Here is a 23,535-nt window from a genome sequence, read left to right as displayed (position 1 = left end):
CATTTCATTTGCTCTCTCTTCGCGAGCATGGCTAGACTAGGCACTGGCGAAGGCTTGTCCGCGACAAAGGGAATAAAGAATTGGCGGAAAGTAAGATGCCGGAAAGACCGTTTTACCAGCCTGGCGCCAGCAGCGTGGAGGGCCTGCCGCTGCTCCTGCAGACGTTTCACAATCATCCCCTGGTGATGCTCAAGCCGCATTGGCATGCCCAGGTCGAGGTGAACTTCATCATGTGCGGCACTGTCCACTACCGCATGAACGATCACGAGATCTCGCTTTCGGCCGGCGACATGTGCCTGTTCTGGGGCGGCCTGCCGCATCAGATGATCGATGCATCGGACGATGCCGTCTTCGCCGGCGCGCATCTGCCACTGGTGCATTTCTTCCGGCTGCATTTGCCCGCTGATACTCGCAACCGGCTGATGACGGGCGCGACATTGGTGACCAATGCCACCGACCGGTCCGACAGCGACAATTTCGAGCGCTGGAACCGCTATGTCCGGTCAGGCGATCCAGCCAAGGCCGAGCACGCCGTGAATGAGCTGTTGCTGCGGCTGGAGCGGGTGCGGTTCGAGCCCTACCGGCTCGCACCCGAAACCTCGATCGAGCAGGAAGCAGGCAATCCTTTCGATCAGCAATCCCTGCGCAATGTCGGGCGCATGTGCGACTTCATAGCGGAGAATTTCCTCTACGAGATCGACTGTGTGGACATCGCGGCGACGGCCGATATCCATCCCAAATACGCCATGAGCATCTTTAAGAAATCGACCGGCATGACGCTCAACGAATATGTCAACCTGCTGCGGCTCAGCTACGCCCAGGCGCTGCTGATGCACCAGGATGCCAACGTGCTGCGCGTCGCGATGGACTCCGGCTTCGGCTCGCTCAGCGCCTTCAACAAGTCGTTCCGCAAGCTGGCCGGCATGTCGCCGTCGGATTTTCGCAGAGGCGCTGGCGTCAGATAGTCCGGGTTGAAATGCCGTCATGGTTTGCGTTATCAGCAAGGGGTGAGACTAAAAGAATATTTCTATCTGCTTGGATTGAAGCCAAGAACACGCGTTTACGGCCACTCGATACAAGTCATCGATCTCCCGAAAGACGGGAAGATTGAATTCGCTCGCTGGAAGAACCCGCGCGGGGCAGACCTCGATCTCACCCAGGGCGAAGTCGATGACCTGCGGACGTTCCTGAGCGATGGCGACGTGGCGATCGACGTTGGTGCCCAGGTTGGCGACAGCACGATACCGATCGCCCTCGCCTGCGGGCCGCAGGGCCTGGTCCTCGCTTTCGAGCCGAACCCTTTTGCCTTCACGATCCTCGGAGCCAATGCCGCGCTCAACCCTTGCAGACTGAATATTTTTCCGATTCCTTACGCGGCGACGCCGGAAGATGGGTCGTTCGTCTTCGACTACGGCAACCCGGGATTTGAGAACGGCGGCGACCACACCGGCGTGTCGCGGTGGAAGCACGGGAGCGCTTTCAGTATCCCGGTCGAGGGACGGCGAATTGAGCCGTTGATCCGTGCCCGGCTCGGCCAGCGCATCAAGCGCCTGCGCTACATCAAGACCGATGTGGAGCAGCATGATCTGTCGGTTTTGATCTCGATCGGCGCGCTGATCGACGAATGCCGGCCCTACATCAAGTCCGAGGTCAATCACAATCTTTCGATGGACGAGCGGGTGCGGATGCGCCGGTTCTTTGCCGACAAGGGCTACGATGTCCACTTGGTGGGGCCGACGACGCTGTTCGGTCCGAAACTCACCGAAAACGATCTCGGCAGGAAGAAGAATTTCGACATGTTCGCGGTTCCCCGGAACTGACGCCGCTGGCCCTTCCAGTGCGTCGCGTTTGGTGCGTGCGGCGGTATGGTGGCCGCCAGCGGGTTTTGATATCGTCTAATGACCCGTGATGTGGTCTGACGTTTGCGGTCCGACATTTCTCTTGAGACAGGCCGTTCGGAATTGCGGGACAGTTTTCAGCCAGTGCGCGAGGGACCTCGGTTTCGGCCGGATATACAGGGGCTGCGTGGTCTCGCGGTCGCTCTGGTCGTGGTTTTTCATCTGTGGCCGGATGTTCTTCCCGGCGGATATGTCGGTGTCGACGTCTTTTTCGTTATTTCGGGCTATCTCATCACAGGCTTGCTTGCGCGAACAGCAATGCGCGACGGCCGGATCTCGCTGATCGAATTCTATTCCCGGCGAATCCGGCGGCTTCTGCCAGCAGCAACCCTGGTGCTGCTTGTGACGCTGTGCGGAACGTTGTTTTTCCTCTCGAAGGCGCGCTGGGAGGAAACAGCCAACCAGATCGGTGCCAGCGCCCTTTATGTCCAGAACTGGCGGCTGGCCTCGATCGCCGTCAGCTATCTCGATGCCGACAGCCTGCCGAGCCCGGTACAGCATTACTGGTCGCTCTCGATAGAAGAGCAGTTCTATATCGTCTGGCCGCTCCTCATGGTTGCGGCGATCTGGCTGGCGCGTCGCCGAGGATTCCCGCTGAGACTTTCATTGATCGGGGCATTGTCGCTCGTGTTCACCGGGTCGCTGATCGTGTCGGTGATCTTGACCGAGATGGACCCTGCGCAGGCTTATTTCGTGACCCAAACGCGCATATGGGAATTGGCGCTGGGAGGGCTGTTGGCCCTCACCGGACACGGGTTTCGACTGGGAGCGTTCGCACGACAGTCATTGGCGGCGGCGGGCGTGGCAGGCATCCTCGCATCCGCCCTGTTGTTCTCCGCGTCAACGCCGTTCCCAGGCGCAAACGCCTTGCTGCCGACCCTCGCTACCGTTCTTGTCATCCTGGCCGGCGAGGTTGAACGCGGTCGGTTTCGCGGGCTTGATTCGAAAATGCTTCGCTTCATCGGCGACCGGTCGTACTCGATCTATCTCTGGCACTGGCCACTGATCATTTTCTTTCTGGCGCAGGGTTACTCCGTGTCGCTCGTCAACGGCCTTGGGCTGATTGTGCTGACCACAGCATTATCGGACCTGTCTTACCGATATGTGGAACAACGCTATCGACGGGCTCGCGCCGGTGTCGAATGGAAATCGCTGGGATACGGTACTCTTGCGATACTTGCTTGCGTGGCGGTCTCCGGCGGCCTGCTCTATTCCCTACGCACCGAAAGCATCGACACGGCCTTGATTGGGACGCCTTCCTATCCCGGCCCGGCGGCATTGCTCAGCCACGCCCCCGTTCCGGACGATGTGAACCTGCTCCCTCCCCTCGCCAGGCTGAAGCGAGACTTGCCGGTCGCCTATCTGTCGAAGTGCCACCAGGAGGAAGGTGCAGAACCGACAAAATGCTCTCTCGGCGATCCGGCCGGTGCGAGGGCCATCGTCCTCGTGGGAGATTCTCATGCCGCCCAATGGATTCCGGCGCTGGACAAGATTGCCAAGGACCGCAAATTCAGATTGATCACCTTTACGAAGTCCGCCTGCCCATTCAGCCGTGTCCCGATCGTCGCCTATGGCAAACCCTACGTGTCTTGTGCCGAATGGCGGGAGAACGTGCTCGCCGAGATCATCAAGCTGCGGCCGTATCTGACATTCACCAGTCAATCCGGCTACAGTGCCGTTCCGCAAGAACAGATGGTTGAGGGGTTACGGAGCCTCTGGAGCAAACTGACGCAGACAGGCTCGCAAATCGTCGCGATCCGCAACACGCCCTATATCAGGTTCGACCCCGGCGATTGCTTGAGAACTACGCCAACGAAATGCTTCACCAAGCGCAGTGAAGTTGAATCGAACAGCACGTTTGCCTTGGCAGCAAAGTCGCAGAAGAATGTGGTCTTCGTGGATATGACCGATGCCATATGCGGCCCGCTCCTATGTCCCGCAGTCGCCGGCAACATCATCGTCTGGCGCGACCTTCACCATTTGACGGCCAGCTATTCGCTTGCCCTGGCCCCCTATCTGGCATCGAGGGCCGGCCTTTGAAAGTCGGGCGTCGATGCCGTGCCAGTCCCCGCTGGTGCAGTTGAGCGCCCACGCAAAAACGCACCACCGGCCGGAGCCGGTGGTGCTCTCTGGACAGTCTGTAGGGGCAGGACCGTCCAGCGATCCCCGAGGATCTGGGCTCAATGTGGGCTCTTCCTTGACCCATGGCATCGGCCAAACAGATGAAGGAGCCCGCCAGCCGGGCAAGAATTTTCGATAGTTGCGTGCGCCGCCGCGGACGCACGCATTGCAATTTTATTCGGCTGCGTCAGGAATTTCGCCGGATGTGTCGTCGGAAGACTCTGCCGGGTCGGCCTCTCTTGCCAGGAACTTGTCCAAGGCTGCCTGCAAGGATAGGGTGGCCTGCGGTGAGGCCGGCGTCGTCGAAACGACGCCCATTGCATGAGCAATTCCCCTCGTCGTCTTATCCTTAGCCGCCGCAGAAGTTGCGGCTCCGTGTCCCTGCGATCCGGCCCCGCCAGAGTTTCCGCCGTTGCCGTTGCTTCCGCCGTTACCGTGCCCGCCGCCATTGCCGCCGGGCCCGGCGAAGACCGGAGACGCGACAAGGGCGAGAGCGGCGACCGTTGCGAACAGACTGGTTCGAGTTTTCATGGTTTCTCCTTACGAATCGCCGTCCCGCCAGGTTGGTTCTGGATCATAAATGTGAGGACTCTCTAATATGAAGGTCCACTATTTAGCCAGTTTCCTTTAAATACAGCCGTCCGCAAGGGACCTTGGTCCGAGGTTGAAAAGCAAAAGTCCTAACTCTATCCGGGGCGTATTGCGCGGCGAACAAACGCTTGCTGGTCACAAGCCAGCAAAGCGAGATAGCGAAATCGATGGGAGCGCGTAGACGCAATCCTCCGCGATCACGCGATACACATCGCGGCTGGCTGCGGTGCGAGGGTAGGAACCACTGGCGGTTCTTGCCGCCTATTGCGTTTTAACCCCGACGATCTCTGCAAAAGGACCGCCAACGCCGGGCGCGCGAAGTGCCGCTCCTGTCGCGCCGCATGGGATCACTGCGACGCTGCCGGCGCCAGTCGTAATATCCTTCCCGCTGGCTCGTCGGTCAACGCCATTACCGCGCCGTCGGGAGCCTGCACCACGTCTCGGACGCGGCTGCCGAGAGCGAGGACTTCCTCGCCGGCGAACTGCTCGCCGTCAATTCTGACACGAACGATGCCTGCCGCGGACAGTCCGCCAATCAGGAGGTCGCCTCGCCAATCGGCAAACATGTCGCCGGTGTAGAAGGTCATGCCGGAAGGCGAGATGACCGGTGTCCAGCTATGGATGGAGCCGGCAAACTCCGGCCGTGTCGATGGATCGGGGATGCGTTTGCCCGAATAGTGCCGCCCCCAGCTGACCACGGGCCAGCCGTAATTCCTGCCGGCTTCCGGAATGTTTAGCTCATCGCCGCCGCGCGGCCCCATTTCCGCCGTCCAGAGCACGCCGGTTTCGGGATGGATCGCTGCGCTTTGCACATTGCGATGGCCGTAGGACCATATCTCGTCGGCGCCGTCCTTGCCGACGAAGGGATTGTCGTCAGGCACAGAACCATCGGGATTGATGCGGACGACCGTCCCGAGATGATTGCTCGCGTCCTGCGCCTGTTGCGCCTTGCCGCGCTCGCCGAGCGTAACGAAGAGCTTGCCGTCCGGCGCGAACACCAGGCGGGAACCGAAATGGTGCTGGCTCGAGACGGTTGGTTCCTGCCGGAAGATCACTTCGAAGCCCGAAAGCGCGCTCCCGTTCTCGTTCAGGCGTCCACGGCCGACGGACGTGGCCGCGCCGCCGCTCCGCTGCTCCGAATAGGAGAGATAAACCGTCCGGTTGTTGGCAAAGTCCGGATCGAGCGCCACATCCAGCAGGCCGCCTTGTCCGTCGGCGAGGACGTCCGGCACACCGTCGATCGGATCGGAAACGGCCCCGTCGGTCGAGACGAGCCGCAGGCGCCCCGGACGCTCGGTGACCAGCAGCGTGCCGTCGGGCAGGTAGGTCGCGCCCCAGGGATGTTCGAGCCCTTCGGCAAAGGTCTCGACAGCAATGCGGCCTGTTTGGCTCTCTATGCTCTTGGAAGGGTCCTGCGCGAAGGTGGTCGAGGGCGCGCTGAAGGCAAGAAGAAAAAACAAAGCAATCGGTATCCGCAGCATGATTTCTCCATCCGAACGGGGGGAGCCGCCGGCTCCTCGATATAATGACCGACTACCGATGCGGTTCCCAAGCTGGCGAGCGGGTTCTCATCAATGGCGTATATGGCGGCCGAAGATGTCCGCCTGCTGCTAAGCTGCAAGCGGCGCTTCGGCGTAGCTGTCAATCGCTGCGATCTCTTCCTTTTTCGCGTCAGCTTCCATAGTGAGGTCAAACGCGGCCTGCATGTTCATCCAGAACTGAGGCGTCGTATTGAAGAACTTGGCAAGGCGAAGCGCAGTGTCGGGAGTGACGGGCGTCACTTCGGCCACAAGGCGCTCAATCCTGGTCCGTGGCACATGGAGCTTTTTGGCGAGCGTGTAAGGCTTCAGACCCAGAGGGGCAAGAAACTCCTCCCGCAAGATTTCGCCAGGGTGGATCGGCGAAGTAAAGTGTAGCATTGCAGATCTCCAACTCTTGGTCGTCCCCACTCTTGGTCGTCAATGGCAATCGGCGATTTCAACGTCCTCGGCGTTGCCGTCTACCCACCGAAAGCAGACACGGAATTGGTCATTAATGCGGATCGAGTGCTGTCCGGTGCGGTCGCCTTTCAGCGTTCCGGGCTGTCAACGAAAAAGTACCACCGCGTGAGACTGACGGCCCATCTTCAGATGAAGGCAATCTATGATTGAACTGGTCCAGGCGAAAAGATGGATGACGATACGTCGCCGATTTTGGCACGAAAAGCTCACCGTGGCGACATGGTCGCGACACAGGGCCACAAAGCGAATCGGCCGCCCGAAGGCGGCCGATTTAATCGCTTGATTCCCTGAGAGAAACTGGAGCGGGTGAAGCGATTCGAACGCTCGACCCCAACCTTGGCAAGGTTGTGCTCTACCCCTGAGCTACACCCGCTCGCGCGGCTTTTTGGCCGCAAGCCGCGCCTATATGGCTGAAGGGCGCGGCGATTGCAACAGGGAAATCGCAGGTTTTTTGGCCGCACCCGGCGACGTAAACGAGCCTTCGGTAGCGTGGATAGCAACGGAATCGGCAGCCTCGCTGCGCAACGGTCTTGTCTCGGCCGCGTCATTGGCCGTAAACGGCGTGATCCAAACCGCGACAACAACAAGTCCGACAAGAAACAACATGCCGAAAACCGAAGCCGAGCTCTTTGCCTTTCTCGCCGATCTTGGGATCAAGGTCTCGACCATGCGTCATCCGCCGCTGTTCACGGTCGCCGATTCGCAGGCGCTACGCGGAGAAATCGCCGGCGGACACACCAAGAACCTGTTCCTTAGGGATAGGAAGGACAATTTCTTCCTGGTCAGCGTCGGCGAGGAGGCGGCGGTCGATCTCAAGCAGATCCACCACGTGATCGGGGCTGCCGGGCGCGTGTCTTTCGGCAAGCCAGAGATGCTGATGGAGCTTCTCGGCGTCCTTCCGGGCGCGGTCACGGTGTTCGGCGTGATCAACGATACCGAGCGGCGGGTCAAGGTCGTCCTCGACCAGGAGCTGATGGGCCATGCCATCATCAACGCCCATCCGCTGACCAACGAGGCAACGACATCGATCGCCGCCGCCGACCTCGTCAAATTCGTCGAGGCAACCGGGCATGATGCTGTTATCTTGAAAGTCACGGCATGATCGCCACATGGATGACGATAAAACCGACTTCTGAGTGAGGAAATGGACGTTGTGCCGGGTCGGTGGGCCGGCGGCGCGACCGAAAGGGTGACGAGATGAGCGACAACAACCAATTTGGCGGCCCATTTGGCAGCAATGGCGGGCAGTATGCCACCACTGTGCAGTATGGCGGCACTGACGCCACCCCCGCAAAAGTCGCGCTTGGCGAGCCGCCTGTCGCCGTCGACCTCATCAAGGACACGACGACCGCCGCATTTGCCGCCGACGTCATCCAGGAGTCGCGCCGTCAGCCGGTGCTGGTCGATTTCTGGGCACCATGGTGCGGGCCCTGCAAGCAACTGACGCCGCTGCTGGAAAAGGCGGTCACGGCCGCCAGCGGCAAGGTCAAGCTGGTCAAGATGAACATCGACGACCATCCTTCGATCGCCGGCCAGCTCGGCATCCAGTCGATCCCAGCGGTCATTGCCTTTAGGGATGGCCAACCGGTCGACGGCTTCATGGGCGCCATCCCCGAGAGCCAGATCGCCGCGTTCATCGAGAAGGTCGGCGGCAAGAACAATGGTGCGCCGCAGGTGGCCGAGGCGCTTGCCGCGGCCGCGGAGGCGCGCGACGCCGGCGATGTGCAGACCGCGGCGGACATATATGACGCGATCCTGGAACAGGCGCCGGAGACGATCGAGGCGATTGCCGGGCTTGGCGATCTGCTGTTCGAGGCCGGCGATGCCGAGGGCGCCGAAGCCGTGCTGGCCCGGGCGCCGGAAGCAAAGAAGGATGCGCCGCCGCTCGCCGCGGTGCGCGCCAAGATGGCGCTTGCCGCGCAGGCGGCAGCTCTTGGCAATCCGGCGGAGTTCGAGCGGCGCCTGGCTGAGAACCCCGGGGACCACCAGGCACGGTTCGATCTTGCCATGATCCAGAACGCCAACGGCGAGCGCATGGCGGCGGCCGACAATCTGCTGGCGATCGTCAAGGCCGATCGCTCGTGGAACGACGACGGCGCCAAGACGCAATTGCTACAATTCTTCGAGGCATGGGGCATGACCGACGAAGCAACGCTGGCGGCGCGGCGCAAATTGTCATCGCTGCTGTTTGCCTGAGCGCGGCATGGACTGTTTTTGCCTGATGGCCTTGCTGTCGGCTGCGGCTGCGCCAGATTAGGGGCCAGACCGATCCGTTTTTCGCTTCCCGACGATTTGCGCGTCAAGTTGCGATGGGGTGGACGGATTTGATGCGCTTCTCAATGAAGCGAGCGGAGGACTGAAGTGCAGGCGGGAAACGCGCATTACCGGCTCGATACGGATTTGCCGTCGACGGTGCCGATCTTCCCGCTTGAAGGCGCATTGCTGCTGCCGGGAGGCCGCATGCCGCTCAACATCTTCGAGCCGCGTTATCTGGAAATGGTGGATGAGGCGATCGCCGGATCGCGGCTGATCGGTGTCATACAGCCCAGCCTCGACGGTGCGCGGCGTGCCGATGGCGAGCCGGAGCTTTGCAATGTCGGCTGCGCCGGACGCATCATCGCGCTTTCCGAGAGCGGCGACGGCCGTTACCTGATTTCGCTGCAAGGTGTGTGCCGGTTCCGTATCGTGCAGGAGCTCGCGGTCAAGACGCCCTTCCGCCAGTGTCGGTTTGCGCCCTTTCTCACCGATCTCGATGAAGATCAGGCAGAGGCCGGGATCGACCGGCCGGCGCTGCTCAAGGCGTTTCGCGCCTATTTGCAGGCCAACGATCTTGAAGCCGACTGGGAAAGTGTCAGCCGTGCCGAAAATGCCATGCTGGTCAATGCGCTGTCGATGATGGCTCCCTACGGGCCGGCCGAGAAACAGGCGTTGCTCGAAGCGGCGGACCTGAAGACACGCGCCGAAACGCTGATCGCCATCACCGAAATGGCGCTGGCGCGCGAAAACGAGGATTTCGGGTCGAGTTTGCAATAGGTGGCTCTTCCTTCTCCCCCTGTGGGAGAAGGTGGATTGGCGCGTAGCGCCAAGACGGTTGAGGGGTGCTGGACGGAGCGCGGTCGGTGCCAAGCTGGAACACCCCTCATCCGACCGAGCTTCGCTCGGCCACCTTCTCCCACAAGGGGAGAAGGAAGAGCCGCGCGAAGCTTAAATGCTGGTGAGAGGACGGGCCGAATGGTGGATGGGCGTGACGGAAAGAAGGCCAATGTCGATCCCAAGCTGCTGGAGTTGCTGGCCTGCCCGCTGACCAAGGGCCCGCTTACCTGGGATCCGGAGCGCGGCGAGCTCATCTCGAGGCTCGCGCGGCTTGCCTATCCGGTGCGTGACGGCATCCCGATCATGCTGCCTTCGGAGGCGCGCTCGCTCCCCTTCGACGACGGATTGCCGCCGCCGCGCCTGGGCGGACCGTCCTGAACTGTAGTGATCTTTCGCGCCGACATTTCGCAAGATTGTGCACCGCCGCACCGGTATCCCCTATTGAAAATTGCGCCCCTTGGGCATGACGCTTTCTGCCTTCCCCGATAGCGTCGGGATATCCTGCCGGTCGCTTTGCACGACAGGTACATCGGGCTTCTCCTCCAAAAGCACGGATAGCCAGGGCGTCAAATCCTCGATCTTCTCGGCGACGATATGGATGACGTTCGATTCCGACTGCAGTTTGCCGGTGACACGAACGAACCGCGCCCCCATGACAATGGGTCGGTAGCGATTGAAGGTTCTTTCCCAAAAAATGACGTTGGCGACGGCATGCTCATCTTCCAGTGTCAGGAAAATCGCTTTGCCAGTGCCTGGGCGCTGCCGCACGAGCACCAGGCCGGCGACGGAGACCCGCCTGCCATCCGGCACGGAGGGGAGGCGCGCATTGGGCGTGACGCCGGAGCGATCCAGCCGCTGGCGCAGAAAGGCAAGCGGATGCGCCTTCAGCGACAGGCCGAGCGAACGGTAGTCGTGGACGACATGCTCGCCGAGCGGCATTGTCGGGAGCCGGGTTTCGGGCTCGAGGTCGCGCAAACGGATCGCCGGCCGGTCGAACAGCGGCAAGGTCTCGGCGGCACTCTTGCCGTCGAGCGCGCGGACGGCCCACAGGGCGTCACGGCGGTCGAGGCCGAGCGAACGGAACGCGTCGGCTTGCGCCAGCTTCTCGATCTCATCGACATAGAGGCCCGAGCGCAGCCAGACATCGCGAACGGTTGCGTAACCGTCACCACGTCTGGCGACAAACACCTCCATGCGCTCCTTCGATAGGCCCTTGACCTGGCGGAAACCCAGCCGGACGGCATGATTGGTCCGGATAACACCGCGCATCTGGGTATGGCGTTCAAGGATGCGGGCCGGATCGAAAGGCTCTTCCTCCAGCGCGCAATCCCAACCGGAAAAATTGACGTCGACCTCGCGGATTTCGACGCCATGGTCGCGCGCATCACGGACAAGCTGAGCCGGCTGATAAAACCCCATCGGCTGGGAATTCAGGATCGCGGCACAGAACACGTCGGGATAGAAGGTCTTGAACCAGCAGGAGGCATAGACCAGCAGGGCGAAGGAGGCGGCATGGCTTTCAGGAAAGCCATACTCGCCAAACCCCTCGATCTGCTTGAAGCAACGCTCGGCGAAGTCCTTTTCGTAACCCCGCAAAACCATGCCATCGACCATCCGCTTGCGATAATTGCCGATCGTGCCGGTGCGCTTGAAAGTGGCCATGGCGCGGCGCAGTTCATCGGCTTCGCCCGGTCTGAAGCCGCCGGCGACGATGGCAATCTTCATCGCCTGTTCCTGAAACAGCGGCACGCCCAGCGTCCTGCCGAGTATCTCTTCCAGTTCCGGCTTGGGATATTCGGGTTTTTCCTTGCCCTGCCGGCGGCGTAGGTAGGGGTGGACCATGTCGCCCTGGATAGGGCCCGGCCGCACGATCGCCACTTCGATGACGAGGTCATAGAATGTTTTCGGCTTGAGGCGCGGCAGCATCGACATCTGGGCGCGGGATTCGATCTGGAAGACGCCGATCGTGTCGGCACGGCAGATCATGTCGTAGACATGTTTGTCCTCGGCAGGGAGGGTGGCCAACACATAGGGTTGGCCATACTCGTCCCGCTCATCAGGATAATAATCCCTAAGCAGGGTGAAGGCGCGCTGCAGGCAGGTCAGCATGCCGAGCGCCAACACGTCGACTTTGAGGATCTTCACCGCGTCGAGATCGTCCTTGTCCCACTCGACCATCTTGCGCTCGTCCATCGCCGTCTTGATGATGGGCACGATCTCGTCGAGCCGGTCCCTGGTGATGACGAAGCCGCCGACATGCTGCGACAGATGACGGGGAAAGCCCATGATCTCGTTGGCGCATTCGATCACATGCCTTGTCGATGGATCGGTCTGATCGAGCCCGCCGGCCCTGGTCTCCTTTTCGCCGAGCTCCGAGGTCGACCAACCCCAGATCGAGCTGGACAAAGCGCTCCGGACATCATCCGACAGGCCCATCGCCTTGGCCACTTCGCGCATCGCCGACCGGCCCCGGTAGCTGACGACGGCCGCGGCAAGCGCGGTGCGCCTGGCGCTGTATTTGGAATAGATGTACTGGATGACCTCTTCGCGCTTTTCATGCTCGAAATCGACATCGATGTCGGGTGGCTCGTTTCTTTCCTCGGAAATGAAGCGCTCGAAAAGCGAGTCGATCCGCTCAGGCCCCACTTCGGTGATGCCGATGCAATAGCAGACCACCGAGTTGGCCGCGGAGCCGCGTCCCTGGCAGAGTATGCCTTGGCTGCGGGCGAATTTGACGATGTCGTAGACAGTCAGGAAGTAGCGCGCGTAATTCAGGCGCTCGATCAAAGCGAGTTCTTCCCGGATGCGCTTCGTCACATAGGCGGGAACGCCTGAGGGATAGCGTATCGCGGCTCCCTCTCGAGCCAGCCTTTCCAGCTCGGCCTGTGGCCCGAGGCCGGATTCCGTCGGTTCGTCGGGATAATTGTATTGGAGGTCACTGAGAGAGAAGCTCAATTCGCCGGCAAAGCGCAGCGTTTCCGCCAGTGCCTGCGGATGCCTGCGGAAAAGCCGCGCCATCTCCATTGGCGGCTTCAAATGGCGCTCGGCATTGGTCGCCAGTTCCAGCCCCGCTTCGGCAATAGGCACGTTGAGGCGGATCGCCGTCAGCACGTCCTGCAACCGGCGCCGTTCGGACGTATGGTAAAGAACGTCGTTGGTCGCCATCAGCGGAATGCCCGATGCCTCAGCCATGGCAACTGCCTGCTCGATGCGGAAGCGGTCGTTGCCGTGATAGTCCGGCGAAACGGCAAGCCGCAGGTTCTTGCCGAAGCGATCCTTGAGCCGGCTAATCAGCCTGAGATCGTCCTCCGCCGGCGCCGACAGGTCCGGCAGGATCGCCAGCGACATGAGATCGCCCCATTCGAAAAGGTCGTCGCGATAGAGAAGCGGTGCGCCCTTTTCGCTTTCGTCGCGCATATTGGCTTGCGTCAGCATGCGGCACAGATGGCCCCAGCCCTTGCGGTTCTGTGGATAGGCGAGAACATCAGGCGTGCCGTCGCAAAAAACCAGACGGCAGCCGGGATGATAGGATAGTCCTTCCACCTTGGCCTGCTGCCAGGCGCGCACGACACCGGCCACCGTGTTGCGGTCGGCAAGCCCGAGCGACGAGAATCCCAAAAACTTTGCCGCGACCACCAGCTCCTCCGGTTTCGAGGCGCCGCGCAGGAACGAGAAATTCGACTGGATGCCGAATTCGGCATAGGGAACGACCGCCAGCGCGTTCATGCGAAGACCCCATGCATGAACCAGCGCGGCGGGACTTGAGAGGCGCCGTAGAGACCCTGGCGGTAGAGCCAGTAACGGCGGCCGTCGCTATCCTCGATGCGGAAATAATCCCGGGTCGGCGCGTCTTCCTGCCCCGCCGCCTCCCGCCACCATTCAGGGGCGATGCGTTCCGGCCCTTCGGCGCGCGCGACCCGGTACAGCGCGCGCCGCCAGCGGAAGTTCATGGGCGGGCCCTCAGGCATTTCGGTGACCGGCACCTCGATCGGTTCAGGCGAACGGAACAGCCGGATCGGGCGTTCCGGCCGAAAGACAGGCTTGGATGAAGTGTCTTGTATCTTGCCCGGCTTCTTCGGCGGAGAGACCCTTTGCGGCGCCTCCACGAAGGAAAGCGTGGCGACGGCGCGCTCGGGTAGATGACTCTCGACGGCAACCGGTTTCAAAACCGCGCTGTCGCCGAGCCGGGCGCGGATGCGGTCGGCGAAAAGGGCGATATCGGCGCCGTCATCGCTCGTCTCGCCGGCGAGATCCGCCTGCTGCATGTCGAAGGCCGCGGCCGTCAGGACCGAGAGGCGCACAAGATCGAAGCCATAGCCGGCATCGATATCTTGTTCGAGCGCGGCAAGCCTTTCGTGGAACAATCTTTGGATCAGCAGCGGCTCGCGCAACGGCCGCGACGTGCCGACGGCGATGCGGCTGACGGCCCCATCGACGCGGAAGAGCAGCAGCGCCAGCATTCTTGCGCCCTCGCCGCGGCGCTCGAGATCCGCCTTCAAAGTCGTCGCCAGCATTTTCACCAGCCGCTCTATTTCGTCGGTCAGCATGATGGGTTCTGCGAGGTGGCGTTCGACCGAAAGCGGCGCGACTGGCAGGCGCGGCGACACGGCTTCGTCGAGACGGCCGAGCGCCTGGTCGAGGCGCAAAAGCAGGGATAGGCCAAAGCGGCGGGCGAGCGGTGCGCGGGGTGCTGCCATGACGGCCCCCGCCGTGCGCAGGCCGACGCTTTCCAGGCTGGCGCGGATATCAGGCTCGATGCGCAGCGCCGCCAGCGGCAAGGGTGCGAGAAGCGCTTCCTCCTCGCCGCCGGGGACGATGCGGTCACTGGCAAACCGTGCTGCCGCCCAGGCAGCACCTGGTGTGGCGGCAAGGCCCGCGCGGACATCAAAACCCTGATGGAAAAAGCGCGACAGGATGTCGTCCAGCATTGACCGTTCGCCGCCGAAAAGATGGGTGCAGCCGGTGACGTCGAGGAACAGGCCATCGGCTGCGTCGAGCGCCACCAGCGGGGTGTAGCGGTCGCACCAGTCGGCAAGACTTTCGAGCAGGCGGCGGTCGGCCTCGGGATCGGCTTCCACCACGTCGATCGACGGATGCATGGCGCGCGCGTCGGCTATGCCCATGCCGCGTTTCAGGTGAAGCGCCTCAGCCCGCTCGTCGAGGGCGGCGATGCGCTGCGCGTTCCCCTGGCGATGACTGATCACCAGCGGCAGGTGATCCGACGGCAGGGAACGCCAGGACCGCCCCAGACGCTGCCGCAGGATCCTTTCCGCGGCGAGGTGCGGAAACCACAGGGACAGAATTCGCTGCCCTTCTTTCCTCGAAACTGCGTTCATCGGGATTCCACTCCAGTGTGAATTGTCCTGGCAAGGCCGTGCGGCTCTTGCCGATGCTGACGGTGAAGGCGGGGCGGCCGATCGAGCCGGCGAGCGGCCCGGCGATCGTCTCGCGTGGTGCCGACGGCGCCGCCGACAGGACGAGGCGGACGGGTGCCGCCGTCGGTTCTGGTTCGCCGGCCTGGCGCAGCAGGAACACCGGCCGGCCGGCATTCTGTGCCCGGGCGTGCAGCCGCCGCGTCGCGGTGAGGTCCAGCCGCTGCGGGCTGCCGCGGATTTCGAGGATGACGGCGGCGAGCGCCGTCATCCGGGCGGCCTCCTCGGCGATCCACAGCGCATCGAGGAGCCTTGGCGCCTCGGAAAACAGCAATTGCTCAGGCTCGATGCCGAAAACGGCGTGAAGCCCTCTGGCATAGGGGAAGCCCGCCTCGCGGAAGATTTCCGCGGTGCCGATCCACAGGACCGGCAATCGCGGCCCCTGTTTGAGGATCAGGCTGACGAGCGACAGAGCGAAGCCGGCGACGGCCCCGGCATCGCGGGTCGCGGCGCCATGGATCTCGCTCAGCGCCGCCTTCGGCAGGCCGCCGCTGAGCGCGGTATCTAGACCTTCCGCCCCGGTGCGCAGAAACGCATCGGGCGGCGCCACGGCGAGGCCGCGGCGAACGATTGTTAGATCCCGGGGCGTGACGTCCGCTGTTGGATTCTGGAAGGTGACATCCGTATCAACGGGGGTTGCGCCAGCCGGCGCCTCCAGGCGCTCGGGCAGCGTTCCCTCGATCTTCGCGATCTTGCGGCGCAGGGCAAAAACAGTCTCCCGCGCCACGGCGCTTGTCGCCATGACGGTCAGCTTCCACTCACAATTGTTCCTGTTATGTTCTAATAGATTCCAGAGGGCGACCGAAGAGTCAAGCGGAGTCATGGGGAATTTATTCCTGCCCTTGCGTGGACGGCAACCCGGCCATTTGCCGAGCCCGGCTCGAAAGCCTATATGCCGGGATCAGAAGGACAAAGCATGGCCCGCATCTACAAGACCCGTGTCTGGCACGACCAGCTTTCGCCATCGATGGAGGAAATGGAGTTCCTGGCGCTGGAGGCTTACGCCCATCTGCCGGAGGAATTTCGCAAGCTGACCGGCGAGATCGTCATCCAGATCGCCGAATTCCCGACCGACGAGATCATGGACGATCTGTCGCTAGAAACGCCCTTCGACCTGCTCGGCCTGTTCGAGGGGCGCGGGATCGCCGAACGCTGGAATCCGCAGACCGGCGAGGGGCCGAACCGCGTCACGCTCTACCGCCGCGCCATTCTCGACTACTGGGCCGAGAACGAAGAGACGCTGGGCGACATCGTCACCCATGTGCTGATCCACGAGATCGGCCATCATTTCGGCCTGTCGGACGATGATATGGAGCGGATCGAAGAGGCGGCGGAGTAACGGCCCACGCTTCGTCGCCGCTATCCTGCTCCGGTTCGGCGTCATTTGCGCCGGCGCGCATCACTGTGAGAGATAGATCTTCGCCGACTGGCCGGCGATGCCGCTGAATTTCCAGTTGGCGGAGTTGATGATCATGGTGTTCACGACCATCGAGATCTTGCTGGAGGTGATGTTCGTGGTCGAGTTGTAGGTGACGTCCCGGTTGGGCAGATAGATGATCCCAGTCAGAGACTCGCCGTTCGAGCCGTTGAACACATACTGGCGCTTGTTGGCGTTGTTGGCGGGATCGCTCGTCTTTTCTAACATCAGGATATCCTTGTAGGCACCGCTGCTCGGGGCCGAGGCCGTGATTGTGAGGGCGCCGTTGGCCTGGATCATGCTGTCGGTATCCGGGAAGTAGAAGGTGACGCCTTCGGCGATGACCTTGGCGCCGGAATTGATGATCATCGGTCCCTTGATGATATGAAGGCCCGGATTGAACGTGATGGTAGGGCTGCCATTGAAGTTCACCCAGCAGTGCAGTCCCGGGTTCAAGGTCTGCGTCTGTCCGTCACGCGCGCCGGATGTGGTGCAGGCCGAGGGAACGGCGGGCTCAGGAATGGCGCCGGCATAGGGATCCGCCGTGACGGCGCATGCCGTCTCCAGCTTGGACAGCGTACCGCCGTTCTTGATGTATTTCGTGCCCTTCACGCAGAGCTTGCTGATGTTCATGGTGACGCCGGCATTCATGATGAAGGCCGGGTCCCTGGTAGAATGAACGTCGATCACGCAGGACTCGGCATCCACGTTGGCGCCACTATTGAGCAGCAGCGCCTGCGGGTTATTCGCAAGGACGATGATGCAAGGGACGGCCGACGTGGCCATCTTGACGGCGGACGTGACGCGAACGTTGACGGTCGGGTCGCCCAAGACAAACGGGAACAAGCGCGGGTAGCTGTAGGTCGCGCTGCCCGAGAGCGTACTGTTGTCCAGCTTGATGGACATGTTGGCCTTCAGGTCCGGGTCGGCCGCGAAATCCGGGCTGCCGGCGATGAACCCGCTGAACAGGGACGTCGCCGTGGCCTCGGCGGAGGTGGCGCCCTGCGCCGCGCCCCCCAGCAGGGCGGCGTCGAGAAGGGCCTGCAACTCATTCTTTTCGCGGAGGACGTTGGTATAGTCGATCGCAAACCCGATCGCCCCGACCAACGGCAGCAGGCTCAGCGCCATGACGATGGAAAGGTTCGCGGCGCGGGAATGGACAAAACGACCATAGCAGGATGTCGCCATGGCGCTGACGATCCGGGCCAGTGCCGACCGCAATTCGAACCTCAACCTCATGGCAATCCACCCCTCAAATGCGCGCCCATCGGCGTTCATAGCCGCGAAATTATTTCGATTCGGTTTCGGAATCGTAGCATTTGATGCCGGGCCTTCCGCCGTCAGGGAAACCCGGGGACAGTTTTAAAACTGTTCACTTAGCAAGCTGACATGGGATCAGCTTCTGTCGGAGACGCCTTTCGGTGATTGGTCGCCCTCGGCAACACGACTAATAGCACCGCGAGGGAAACAATGGACAGCTACGCCGGCCCGTCATAGAGCTTGCTTCGCCTTTCGCGGCCGACAGCGATGCGACGACTAGCATTGGAAAGTGCGCCAGACTTGCATTTTTGGCGCTGATCGGGTCGTGCGCGCCGCCGTTGGCTGCCGTTCCGGCTTTCGCCAAGAACTGCTCACTCGGACAGCAGGATAAGCTTGTTTTACTAGGATGACGAAGGACGAGCGATGTCAGCGCCCTACCAGTCGCTGAGCTTGGTGTCGGGCCCGTATTCCTGGCCCTCGATATCCTTCACCACGGCCTGGCCGCAGCGCATGGCCTTGGCCTCCTGGTCGTAGGAATAGGTCGGTGAGCCGAACAGGTGCCAGCCCTTGTTCAGCGCCGCGGTCACCTTGTGGCAGAAGCTGGAATCGTCCGGAGCGGACAGAAAGCGGTAGAGTTTCATTTTTCATTCCTGTCGTGAGTTGCCAATCATGCCCCGATGGCGGCCGCCTTCGCCAGCAGTTTTTCGGCCTGCGCCAGATGCAGCCGCTCGACCATCTTTCCATTCAGCGCAATCACTTGGCTGCCGGCATTTTCGGCAAGCGCGAAGGCCTCTTTCACCGAGCGCGCCTCGGCCACCGCCTCGGCAGATGGCGCAAAGGCCCGGTTCGCCGCCTCGATCTGCGCCGGGTGGATCAGCGACTTGCCGTCAAACCCCATGGCGGCTGCCTCCCCGCATTCGCGCGCAAAAGCGTCCAGGTCGCGAAAATCATTGAAGACACCATCGAGCAGGTCAAGGCCACCGGCGCGCGCGGCGAGCACCATCTGCATCAGCCACGGTGTGAGATAGCGCCGGTCGGGCGTGGCGAGAATGCCGGTTTCCTTGACCAGATCGTTCGTTCCGGCAACGAAACAGACCAGCCGCGAGGCCGGATCGCGGCCAAGCTCGGCAATCGGTCCGATGTTGAGCAGTGCCTTGGGCGTTTCGATCATCGCCCATAGTTTCACCGCGTCCGGTGCGAAATTGTCGTCGAGGACGTCGCCGGGTTCGAGGACATCGCGCGGTGTGTCGACCTTGGGCAGCAGGATGGCGTCGGGCTCGCAGCGTGCCGCAGCCAGCAAATCGTCGGCGCCCCATTCGCTGGAAAGCGCATTGATGCGCACGACCATCTCGCAGCGGCGGCTGGGGCGATCGGCGAAGATGCCGGCCAGTTTTTCGCGCGCGGAAACCTTGTCGGCGGGGGCTACGGCATCTTCGAGGTCGATGATGACGGCATCGCAGGCCAGCGACGGAAGCTTGGCCAGTGCCTTGTCGTTCGAAGCCGGGACGTAGAGCACCGAGCGGCGCGGGCGGTAGGTTTCGGTCGTCATCCCAGATCTATGCCGCCTGCGGCCGGTCGAGGCAAGCCGTCTTCGCCTGCACAAAAACTGCATAAAACTCCCGAAAATCTCCTTGGACCCGCCTCGCTGCCTGCATTTCGGCCGGCGAAAAGGGCGGCATGCAAGAGAGAGAAAAACCCCGTTGGTCGCTGCCTTACCGGCTCCGTAGCGAAGATTGGTGGCTCGTCGATCCACCCGGCACTTCGGCGACCCTCTTCCCCTTCATCCCCAAATCTCTGCCCAGATATGCCGGCCGGATCAAAGCCGCTGAGAAAGTCCGATCATGACATCGTTGCTTACGGCCGCGCCGAGCTATTGCGCGCGCTTCGGCGTTGCGGTCCTGCTTGCCGCGCTGGCCGATTTCTTCTTCTACGGCCAGCCCGTCGGCATCACGCTTTTCCTGTTCGGCATTACGCTTGCCGCCGCAGCCGCGGCCATCCAGCCTTCGGCGCTCAGCGTCCGCGGCCTGTGGCTCCGACTTGCCGCCTTGTTTGTCGGGCTGCTGCCGCTCATTGAAAATGTCAGTGCGCTGTCCGTCGCCATCGGGCTGGTGGCCATGGCCGTCTTCGCGCTTTCGCTGGTCGGCCGGCTGCGGCGCGGGCTTGCCCGCATTGCCGGCCTGGTCGCGCTCTTCCTGCTCGCGGCACCATTCCGGCTCGTCCACGATTTCTTCCGCTGGCGCAAGGCGGCGCGGCGGCTTGGCCGGCGCCGCATCCGCTTCGCGGCGATCGCCGTCTGGGTCATGCCGCTGTCGCTGGGAACGGTGTTTCTCGCTCTGTTCGGCGCCGCTAATCCGGTCATCGAATACTGGCTGTCGCTGATCGATCTGCTCGCGTGGCTCAAGCTCATCCAGCTGCCGCGGCTAGCCTTCTGGCTGTTCGTGCTTGCCGGCGTCTGGGCCTTTCTGCGCCCGCGCCTGCCGCGCTCTCTTCGCTCCATTCCGCGTGTGGTATCGTCTATGCCTGTCGGCCAGGTGACGACGACAAAACCCGCCACGGCAATCGAGGACATCATCTTCGGCAAGGCCGCCATTCTTCGCGCGCTGGTCGTCTTCAACATCCTGTTTGCGATGCAGACCGCGCTCGACGTCACCTATCTGTGGGGCGGCATCGCCCTGCCCGACGGGCTGACCTACGCCGCCTATGCGCATCGCGGCGCCTATCCCTTGATCGTCACGGCGCTGCTCGCCGCTGGCTTCGTCCTGGCAGCGCTGCGGCCAGGCAGCACAACCTCCGGCGATCCGCTCATCCGCCGGCTGGTCTATGTCTGGGTGGCGCAGAACATCATGCTGGTCGTCTCGTCGATCCTGCGGCTCGACCTCTATATCGGCGTCTATGCGCTGACCTACTGGCGCATCGCCGCCTTCGCTTGGATGGGGCTGGTGGCGGCGGGCCTTGCCCTGATCATCGCCCGCATCGCGCTCGAGAAATCCAACGAATGGCTGCTTTCCGCCAATCTTCTGACGCTTTCGGTGAAACTCTATGCCTGCTGCTTCATCAACTTCGCGGCGCTGATCGCCAACTACAATGTCGAGCACTCCTTCGAAATGACCGGCCAGGGCACCGAGCTCGATTTCGGGTATCTGCGCTCGCTCGGTCCCAGCGCCTGGCCGGCGCTCGATCGCTTCCTCGAGCATCAGGGCAAGACGAATGCGGCCAGCGTTTCCTCCTACCGCGAGCTCGCCCGTTTGCTTGGGCAGGACGAGGCCCACTATCTCGCGGCCCGAGAAAACTGGCGCGCCTGGAGCTTTCGCGACTGGCGGCTGCTTCGCACTCTCGACACACGTATCCCGTTCGTGGTTCCTCAGGGCTCCGAACCCTTCGTGCCGGGCCGCTGATTCATGCCGCATCACATCCTGGTCGCCGACGATGATCCGCACATCCGCGAGATCATCTGCTTTGCGCTCGAAAAGGCCGGGATGAAGACGGTTGCCGTTTCCGACGGCGCCGCCGCCCTGCTGGCGATCGAGCGCCGCGCCCCCGATCTTGTCGTGCTCGATATCGGCATGCCGGAGATGGACGGGCTGGAGGTCTGTCGGCGGCTGCGGCACACATTGGACGTGCCGGTGCTGTTCCTGTCCGCGCGCGATGAAGAGATCGACCGCATCCTCGGCCTCGAAATGGGTGGTGACGACTATGTCACCAAGCCGTTCAGCCCGCGCGAGCTGGTCGCCCGCGTCAATGTCATCCTGCGACGCGCCCGTCCGACAAAGGCGGAACAGACCGACGACAGGCAGTTCTCGCATGGCAAGCTGGCTTTGGTGCCGGCCAGCCACGCCGCCAGCTTCGATGGCAGGCCGCTGGTGCTGACGGGAATCGAATTCGCGATCCTGAAAGGGTTTCTGGCGCGCCCGGCGCATGTGCTCGGCCGCGACATGGTGATGGCCAATGCCTATGCAGCCAACATCCATGTCGCCGATCGCACCGTCGACAGCCATATCCGCAACATCCGCGCCAAGCTGGCGTCGGCCGGCTGCACGGACGCGATCGAGACCGTGCATGGCGTCGGCTTCCGGCTGGGCCGGTGCGGCGCGTGAGCGCCCAAAAATGGATTGGCAGCAAATGGCGGCCGCGCCTCGCCACCATCGTTGTCGCCATCCTCATCATGGTGATGGCGCTGCCGCTGGTCGGCCTGTTCTTCTTCCGGCTCTACGAGAACCAGCTGATCCGCCAGACCGAGGCCGAGCTGATCGCGCAAGGTGCCGCCCTTGCCGCCATCTATGCGCAAGAGGTCCGCGACGCCGGCATCCCGGCCGAGAAGCTCGGAGCGGCCGTGCCTGCCGCCAGTGCCAGCGATCCGAACTCTCCCTACCGGCCGATCGAGCCGCGCCTCGATCTTGCCTCTGACTCCGTTCTTCCAACCCGGCCTGTGGCCACTGCCGCCATCGTCGATCCCGCCTTCTCAGCGGTCGGGGCACGGCTGTCGGGCATTCTTGCCGAGACGCAGAGAACCACGCTTGCCGGCTTCCGGCTGCTCGACGCAAAAGGCGTCGTCATCGCCGGACGCGAAGAGGTCGGCATGTCGCTCAGCGCCGTCGAGGAGGTTCGCGCAGGACTTGCGGGCCGCTACGCCAGCGCGCTCAGGCAGAGGATCTCCGACGAGCCGCCACCATCGCTCTACTCGGTGAGCCGCGGCACGAGAGTCCGCGTTTTCGTCGCCCTGCCGGTCGCGGTCGCCGGCAAGGTCGCCGGCGTGGTCTACCTGTCGCGAACGCCGAACAACATCGTCAAGCACCTCTATGGCGAGCGCGGCAAGGTGGTGCTGGCGGCGATCGCCATCCTCGGCGGCACGCTGCTCATCGCGCTCGTCTTCCTGCGCACCGTCAGCCGGCCGATCTACGCGCTGATGGAACGCACGAAGCGCATCGCCGCCGGCGACCGCGAAGCGATCAGGCCGCTCGAACACCACGGCACGAGCGAGATGGCAGCGCTGTCCGCCGCCTTTCTCGACATGGCCGAAAAGCTGCATGCGCGCTCGGACAGCATCCAGACCTTCGCCACGCATGTCTCGCACGAGCTCAAATCGCCGCTGACGGCGATCCAGGGGGCGGCCGAACTGCTGCGCGACTCGGGTAGCGCGATGGACGAGGCCGAGCGACGGCGGTTCTCGAACAACATCGTCACCGACGCCGGGCGGCTCAATTTGCTGGTGCGTCGTCTGCTCGACCTGGCGCGCGCCGAAAATCTTGCCCCCAGCGGCGAAAGCACGTCGCTCGGCGGCGCACTGGCGCTGCTGCCGGCCGAAGACAGGCTGGCGGTTCGTATCGAGGCGGGCGGTGATATCGGCCTGCGCATCTCGGCCGAGAACGCGGCAATCGTGCTCGCCAATCTCATCGACAATTCGGCGCGGCATGGCGCGACGCTGGTTTCGATGACAGCGGCGAGCGCGGACGGCAAGGCAACGATCCAGGTGAGCGACGATGGCGCCGGCATTTCGCCCAGCAACCAGGCCCGCATCTTCGAGCCATTCTTCACCACGCGCCGCGATTCAGGCGGCACCGGCATGGGCCTCGGCATCGTGCTGGCCCTCCTGAAAGCGCATGATGGCACGATCCGGCTGGTTGACTCCGAGCGCGGCACGCGCTTCGAGATCATCCTGCCGGTTGTATGAATTGGAGCCTGATTCCGAAAACCGGCTTTCGGGATCATGCTCTAGAACTGGAGAA

General features: G+C 62.7%; 21 protein-coding genes, 1 tRNA gene and 1 pseudogene. 12 read left to right on the top strand and 11 right to left on the bottom strand.

What is annotated here, in order from left to right; all coding sequences use genetic code 11:
• Nucleotides 1-95: 95 nt before the first annotated feature.
• From RPG13_RS05705 to RPG13_RS05695, 3 genes are all read left to right on the top strand, one after another.
• Nucleotides 96-965: a helix-turn-helix domain-containing protein gene (locus tag RPG13_RS05705; RefSeq protein WP_292650264.1), complete on the top strand. Its 870-nt coding sequence runs from the start codon at nt 96-98 to the stop codon at nt 963-965.
• A gap of 42 nt (nt 966-1,007) precedes the next feature.
• Nucleotides 1,008-1,820, top strand: coding sequence for an FkbM family methyltransferase (locus tag RPG13_RS05700; RefSeq protein WP_164547076.1), 813 nt, complete (start codon nt 1,008-1,010; stop codon nt 1,818-1,820).
• Between the two features lie 162 nt (nt 1,821-1,982).
• Nucleotides 1,983-3,938, top strand: coding sequence for an acyltransferase family protein (locus RPG13_RS05695; protein WP_337124553.1), 1,956 nt, complete (start codon nt 1,983-1,985; stop codon nt 3,936-3,938).
• Nucleotides 3,939-4,957: 1,019 nt separating this feature from the next.
• On the opposite strand, the gene RPG13_RS05690 is transcribed toward RPG13_RS05695, so the two are convergent.
• The 5 genes and pseudogenes from RPG13_RS05690 to RPG13_RS05670 all read right to left on the bottom strand — a co-directional run bounded on the left by RPG13_RS05690 (nt 4,958) and on the right by RPG13_RS05670 (nt 7,216).
• Nucleotides 4,958-6,091: a PQQ-dependent sugar dehydrogenase gene (locus tag RPG13_RS05690; protein ID WP_337124552.1), complete on the bottom strand. Its 1,134-nt coding sequence runs from the start codon at nt 6,089-6,091 to the stop codon at nt 4,958-4,960.
• Nucleotides 6,092-6,220: 129 nt separating this feature from the next.
• Nucleotides 6,221-6,529 (bottom strand): HigA family addiction module antitoxin, encoded by a 309-nt coding sequence (locus tag RPG13_RS05685; RefSeq protein ID WP_095484819.1) that lies wholly within the window; start codon nt 6,527-6,529, stop codon nt 6,221-6,223.
• Nucleotides 6,530-6,568: 39 nt separating this feature from the next.
• Nucleotides 6,569-6,682, bottom strand: a pseudogene (locus RPG13_RS05680) (type II toxin-antitoxin system RelE/ParE family toxin); the annotation flags it as partial.
• A 226-nt stretch (nt 6,683-6,908) separates the two neighbouring features.
• Nucleotides 6,909-6,983 (bottom strand) — tRNA-Gly (locus RPG13_RS05675).
• A 29-nt stretch (nt 6,984-7,012) separates the two neighbouring features.
• The gene (locus tag RPG13_RS05670; protein WP_127293885.1) at nt 7,013-7,216 is read right to left on the bottom strand and encodes a hypothetical protein; all 204 of its coding nucleotides are present in this window, start codon (nt 7,214-7,216) and stop codon (nt 7,013-7,015) included.
• Here RPG13_RS05670 and RPG13_RS05665 point away from each other — a divergent pair.
• The 4 genes from RPG13_RS05665 (at nt 7,215) to RPG13_RS05650 (ending at nt 10,081) form a co-directional block, all read left to right on the top strand.
• Complete coding sequence (locus tag RPG13_RS05665) at nt 7,215-7,712, top strand: prolyl-tRNA synthetase associated domain-containing protein (protein ID WP_127293887.1); 498 nt, start codon at nt 7,215-7,217, stop codon at nt 7,710-7,712. The genes RPG13_RS05670 and RPG13_RS05665 overlap by 2 nt on opposite strands.
• Before the next feature lie 95 nt (nt 7,713-7,807).
• On the top strand, nt 7,808-8,806 hold the full coding sequence (trxA, locus tag RPG13_RS05660) for a thioredoxin (protein WP_127293889.1): 999 nt from the start codon (nt 7,808-7,810) through the stop codon (nt 8,804-8,806).
• A 165-nt stretch (nt 8,807-8,971) separates the two neighbouring features.
• Nucleotides 8,972-9,643 (top strand): LON peptidase substrate-binding domain-containing protein, encoded by a 672-nt coding sequence (locus RPG13_RS05655; protein ID WP_095495673.1) that lies wholly within the window; start codon nt 8,972-8,974, stop codon nt 9,641-9,643.
• A 198-nt stretch (nt 9,644-9,841) separates the two neighbouring features.
• Nucleotides 9,842-10,081 (top strand): Trm112 family protein, encoded by a 240-nt coding sequence (locus tag RPG13_RS05650; protein WP_095484822.1) that lies wholly within the window; start codon nt 9,842-9,844, stop codon nt 10,079-10,081.
• A gap of 60 nt (nt 10,082-10,141) precedes the next feature.
• Here RPG13_RS05650 and RPG13_RS05645 read toward each other — a convergent pair whose 3' ends face one another.
• Genes RPG13_RS05645 through RPG13_RS05635 form a run of 3 tightly spaced genes read right to left on the bottom strand, consistent with a single transcriptional unit; the run spans nt 10,142 to nt 15,877 of the window.
• A complete protein-coding gene (locus RPG13_RS05645) occupies nt 10,142-13,429 on the bottom strand; it encodes an error-prone DNA polymerase (RefSeq protein WP_127293891.1) in 3,288 nt (1,095 codons plus the stop codon).
• Nucleotides 13,426-14,907, bottom strand: a complete 1,482-nt coding sequence (locus RPG13_RS05640; RefSeq protein ID WP_337124551.1) for a DUF6504 family protein — start codon at nt 14,905-14,907, stop codon at nt 13,426-13,428. Before RPG13_RS05640 ends, RPG13_RS05645 begins: the two co-directional genes overlap by 4 nt.
• A complete protein-coding gene (locus RPG13_RS05635) occupies nt 14,849-15,877 on the bottom strand; it encodes an ImuA family protein (RefSeq protein WP_337124550.1) in 1,029 nt (342 codons plus the stop codon). The genes RPG13_RS05640 and RPG13_RS05635 overlap by 59 nt, the downstream gene beginning before the upstream one ends.
• A 174-nt stretch (nt 15,878-16,051) precedes the next feature.
• Between RPG13_RS05635 and RPG13_RS05630 the strand changes: the two genes are divergently transcribed.
• The gene (locus tag RPG13_RS05630; RefSeq protein WP_095485111.1) at nt 16,052-16,474 is read left to right on the top strand and encodes a metallopeptidase family protein; all 423 of its coding nucleotides are present in this window, start codon (nt 16,052-16,054) and stop codon (nt 16,472-16,474) included.
• A gap of 60 nt (nt 16,475-16,534) precedes the next feature.
• On the opposite strand, the gene RPG13_RS05625 is transcribed toward RPG13_RS05630, so the two are convergent.
• Nucleotides 16,535-17,740 carry a pilus assembly protein TadG-related protein gene (locus RPG13_RS05625; RefSeq protein ID WP_158302545.1) on the bottom strand — a complete coding sequence of 402 codons (1,206 nt, stop codon included), beginning with the start codon at nt 17,738-17,740 and terminating at the stop codon, nt 16,535-16,537.
• On the opposite strand from RPG13_RS05625, the gene RPG13_RS05620 reads away from it, so the two are divergent.
• Entirely contained in the window at nt 17,739-17,918 is a 180-nt protein-coding gene (locus RPG13_RS05620; RefSeq protein ID WP_158302546.1) for a hypothetical protein, read from the top strand. The two genes, RPG13_RS05625 and RPG13_RS05620, sit on opposite strands and share 2 nt — an antisense overlap.
• Before the next feature lie 328 nt (nt 17,919-18,246).
• Here the strand turns inward: RPG13_RS05620 and RPG13_RS05615 are convergent, their stop codons facing one another.
• Both RPG13_RS05615 and RPG13_RS05610 read right to left on the bottom strand, forming a co-directional pair.
• Nucleotides 18,247-18,453: a DUF1737 domain-containing protein gene (locus tag RPG13_RS05615; RefSeq protein WP_095484827.1), complete on the bottom strand. Its 207-nt coding sequence runs from the start codon at nt 18,451-18,453 to the stop codon at nt 18,247-18,249.
• Nucleotides 18,454-18,479: 26 nt separating this feature from the next.
• Nucleotides 18,480-19,361 carry an HpcH/HpaI aldolase/citrate lyase family protein gene (locus RPG13_RS05610; RefSeq protein ID WP_164759273.1) on the bottom strand — a complete coding sequence of 294 codons (882 nt, stop codon included), beginning with the start codon at nt 19,359-19,361 and terminating at the stop codon, nt 18,480-18,482.
• A gap of 292 nt (nt 19,362-19,653) precedes the next feature.
• Between RPG13_RS05610 and RPG13_RS05605 the strand changes: the two genes are divergently transcribed.
• The 3 genes from RPG13_RS05605 to RPG13_RS05595 are packed head-to-tail and all read left to right on the top strand — an operon-like array spanning nt 19,654 to nt 23,480.
• A complete protein-coding gene (locus RPG13_RS05605; RefSeq protein WP_337124549.1) occupies nt 19,654-21,207 on the top strand; it encodes a DUF4153 domain-containing protein in 1,554 nt (517 codons plus the stop codon).
• A gap of 3 nt (nt 21,208-21,210) precedes the next feature.
• Entirely contained in the window at nt 21,211-21,906 is a 696-nt protein-coding gene (locus RPG13_RS05600; RefSeq protein WP_337124548.1) for a response regulator transcription factor, read from the top strand.
• A complete protein-coding gene (locus RPG13_RS05595) occupies nt 21,903-23,480 on the top strand; it encodes a HAMP domain-containing sensor histidine kinase (RefSeq protein WP_442921329.1) in 1,578 nt (525 codons plus the stop codon). Before RPG13_RS05600 ends, RPG13_RS05595 begins: the two co-directional genes overlap by 4 nt.
• Nucleotides 23,481-23,535: the final 55 nt, after the last annotated feature.

This window comes from Mesorhizobium sp. ISC15 (assembly GCF_037162615.1).
GTDB lineage: Bacteria > Pseudomonadota > Alphaproteobacteria > Rhizobiales > Rhizobiaceae > Mesorhizobium > Mesorhizobium mediterraneum.
This window is presented reverse-complemented; position numbering and strand designations above follow the sequence as displayed.

What these genes read in the sequence shown, in the direction of transcription:
- RPG13_RS05705 (WP_292650264.1), top strand. Translation starts at nt 96, where the DNA reads ATGCCGGAAAGACCGTTTTACCAGCCTGGCGCCAGCAGCGTGGAGGGC.
- RPG13_RS05690 (WP_337124552.1), bottom strand. Translation starts at nt 6,091, where the DNA reads ATGCTGCGGATACCGATTGCTTTGTTTTTTCTTCTTGCCTTCAGCGCG.
- RPG13_RS05685 (WP_095484819.1), bottom strand. Translation starts at nt 6,529, where the DNA reads ATGCTACACTTTACTTCGCCGATCCACCCTGGCGAAATCTTGCGGGAG.
- RPG13_RS05665 (WP_127293887.1), top strand. Translation starts at nt 7,215, where the DNA reads ATGCCGAAAACCGAAGCCGAGCTCTTTGCCTTTCTCGCCGATCTTGGG.
- RPG13_RS05670 (WP_127293885.1), bottom strand. Translation starts at nt 7,216, where the DNA reads ATGTTGTTTCTTGTCGGACTTGTTGTTGTCGCGGTTTGGATCACGCCG.
- trxA (WP_127293889.1), top strand. Translation starts at nt 7,808, where the DNA reads ATGAGCGACAACAACCAATTTGGCGGCCCATTTGGCAGCAATGGCGGG.
- RPG13_RS05650 (WP_095484822.1), top strand. Translation starts at nt 9,842, where the DNA reads ATGGTGGATGGGCGTGACGGAAAGAAGGCCAATGTCGATCCCAAGCTG.
- RPG13_RS05645 (WP_127293891.1), bottom strand. Translation starts at nt 13,429, where the DNA reads ATGAACGCGCTGGCGGTCGTTCCCTATGCCGAATTCGGCATCCAGTCG.
- RPG13_RS05635 (WP_337124550.1), bottom strand. Translation starts at nt 15,877, where the DNA reads ATGGCGACAAGCGCCGTGGCGCGGGAGACTGTTTTTGCCCTGCGCCGC.
- RPG13_RS05630 (WP_095485111.1), top strand. Translation starts at nt 16,052, where the DNA reads ATGGCCCGCATCTACAAGACCCGTGTCTGGCACGACCAGCTTTCGCCA.
- RPG13_RS05620 (WP_158302546.1), top strand. Translation starts at nt 17,739, where the DNA reads ATGGCGCTGACGATCCGGGCCAGTGCCGACCGCAATTCGAACCTCAAC.
- RPG13_RS05625 (WP_158302545.1), bottom strand. Translation starts at nt 17,740, where the DNA reads ATGGCGACATCCTGCTATGGTCGTTTTGTCCATTCCCGCGCCGCGAAC.
- RPG13_RS05615 (WP_095484827.1), bottom strand. Translation starts at nt 18,453, where the DNA reads ATGAAACTCTACCGCTTTCTGTCCGCTCCGGACGATTCCAGCTTCTGC.
- RPG13_RS05610 (WP_164759273.1), bottom strand. Translation starts at nt 19,361, where the DNA reads ATGACGACCGAAACCTACCGCCCGCGCCGCTCGGTGCTCTACGTCCCG.
- RPG13_RS05605 (WP_337124549.1), top strand. Translation starts at nt 19,654, where the DNA reads ATGACATCGTTGCTTACGGCCGCGCCGAGCTATTGCGCGCGCTTCGGC.
- RPG13_RS05600 (WP_337124548.1), top strand. Translation starts at nt 21,211, where the DNA reads ATGCCGCATCACATCCTGGTCGCCGACGATGATCCGCACATCCGCGAG.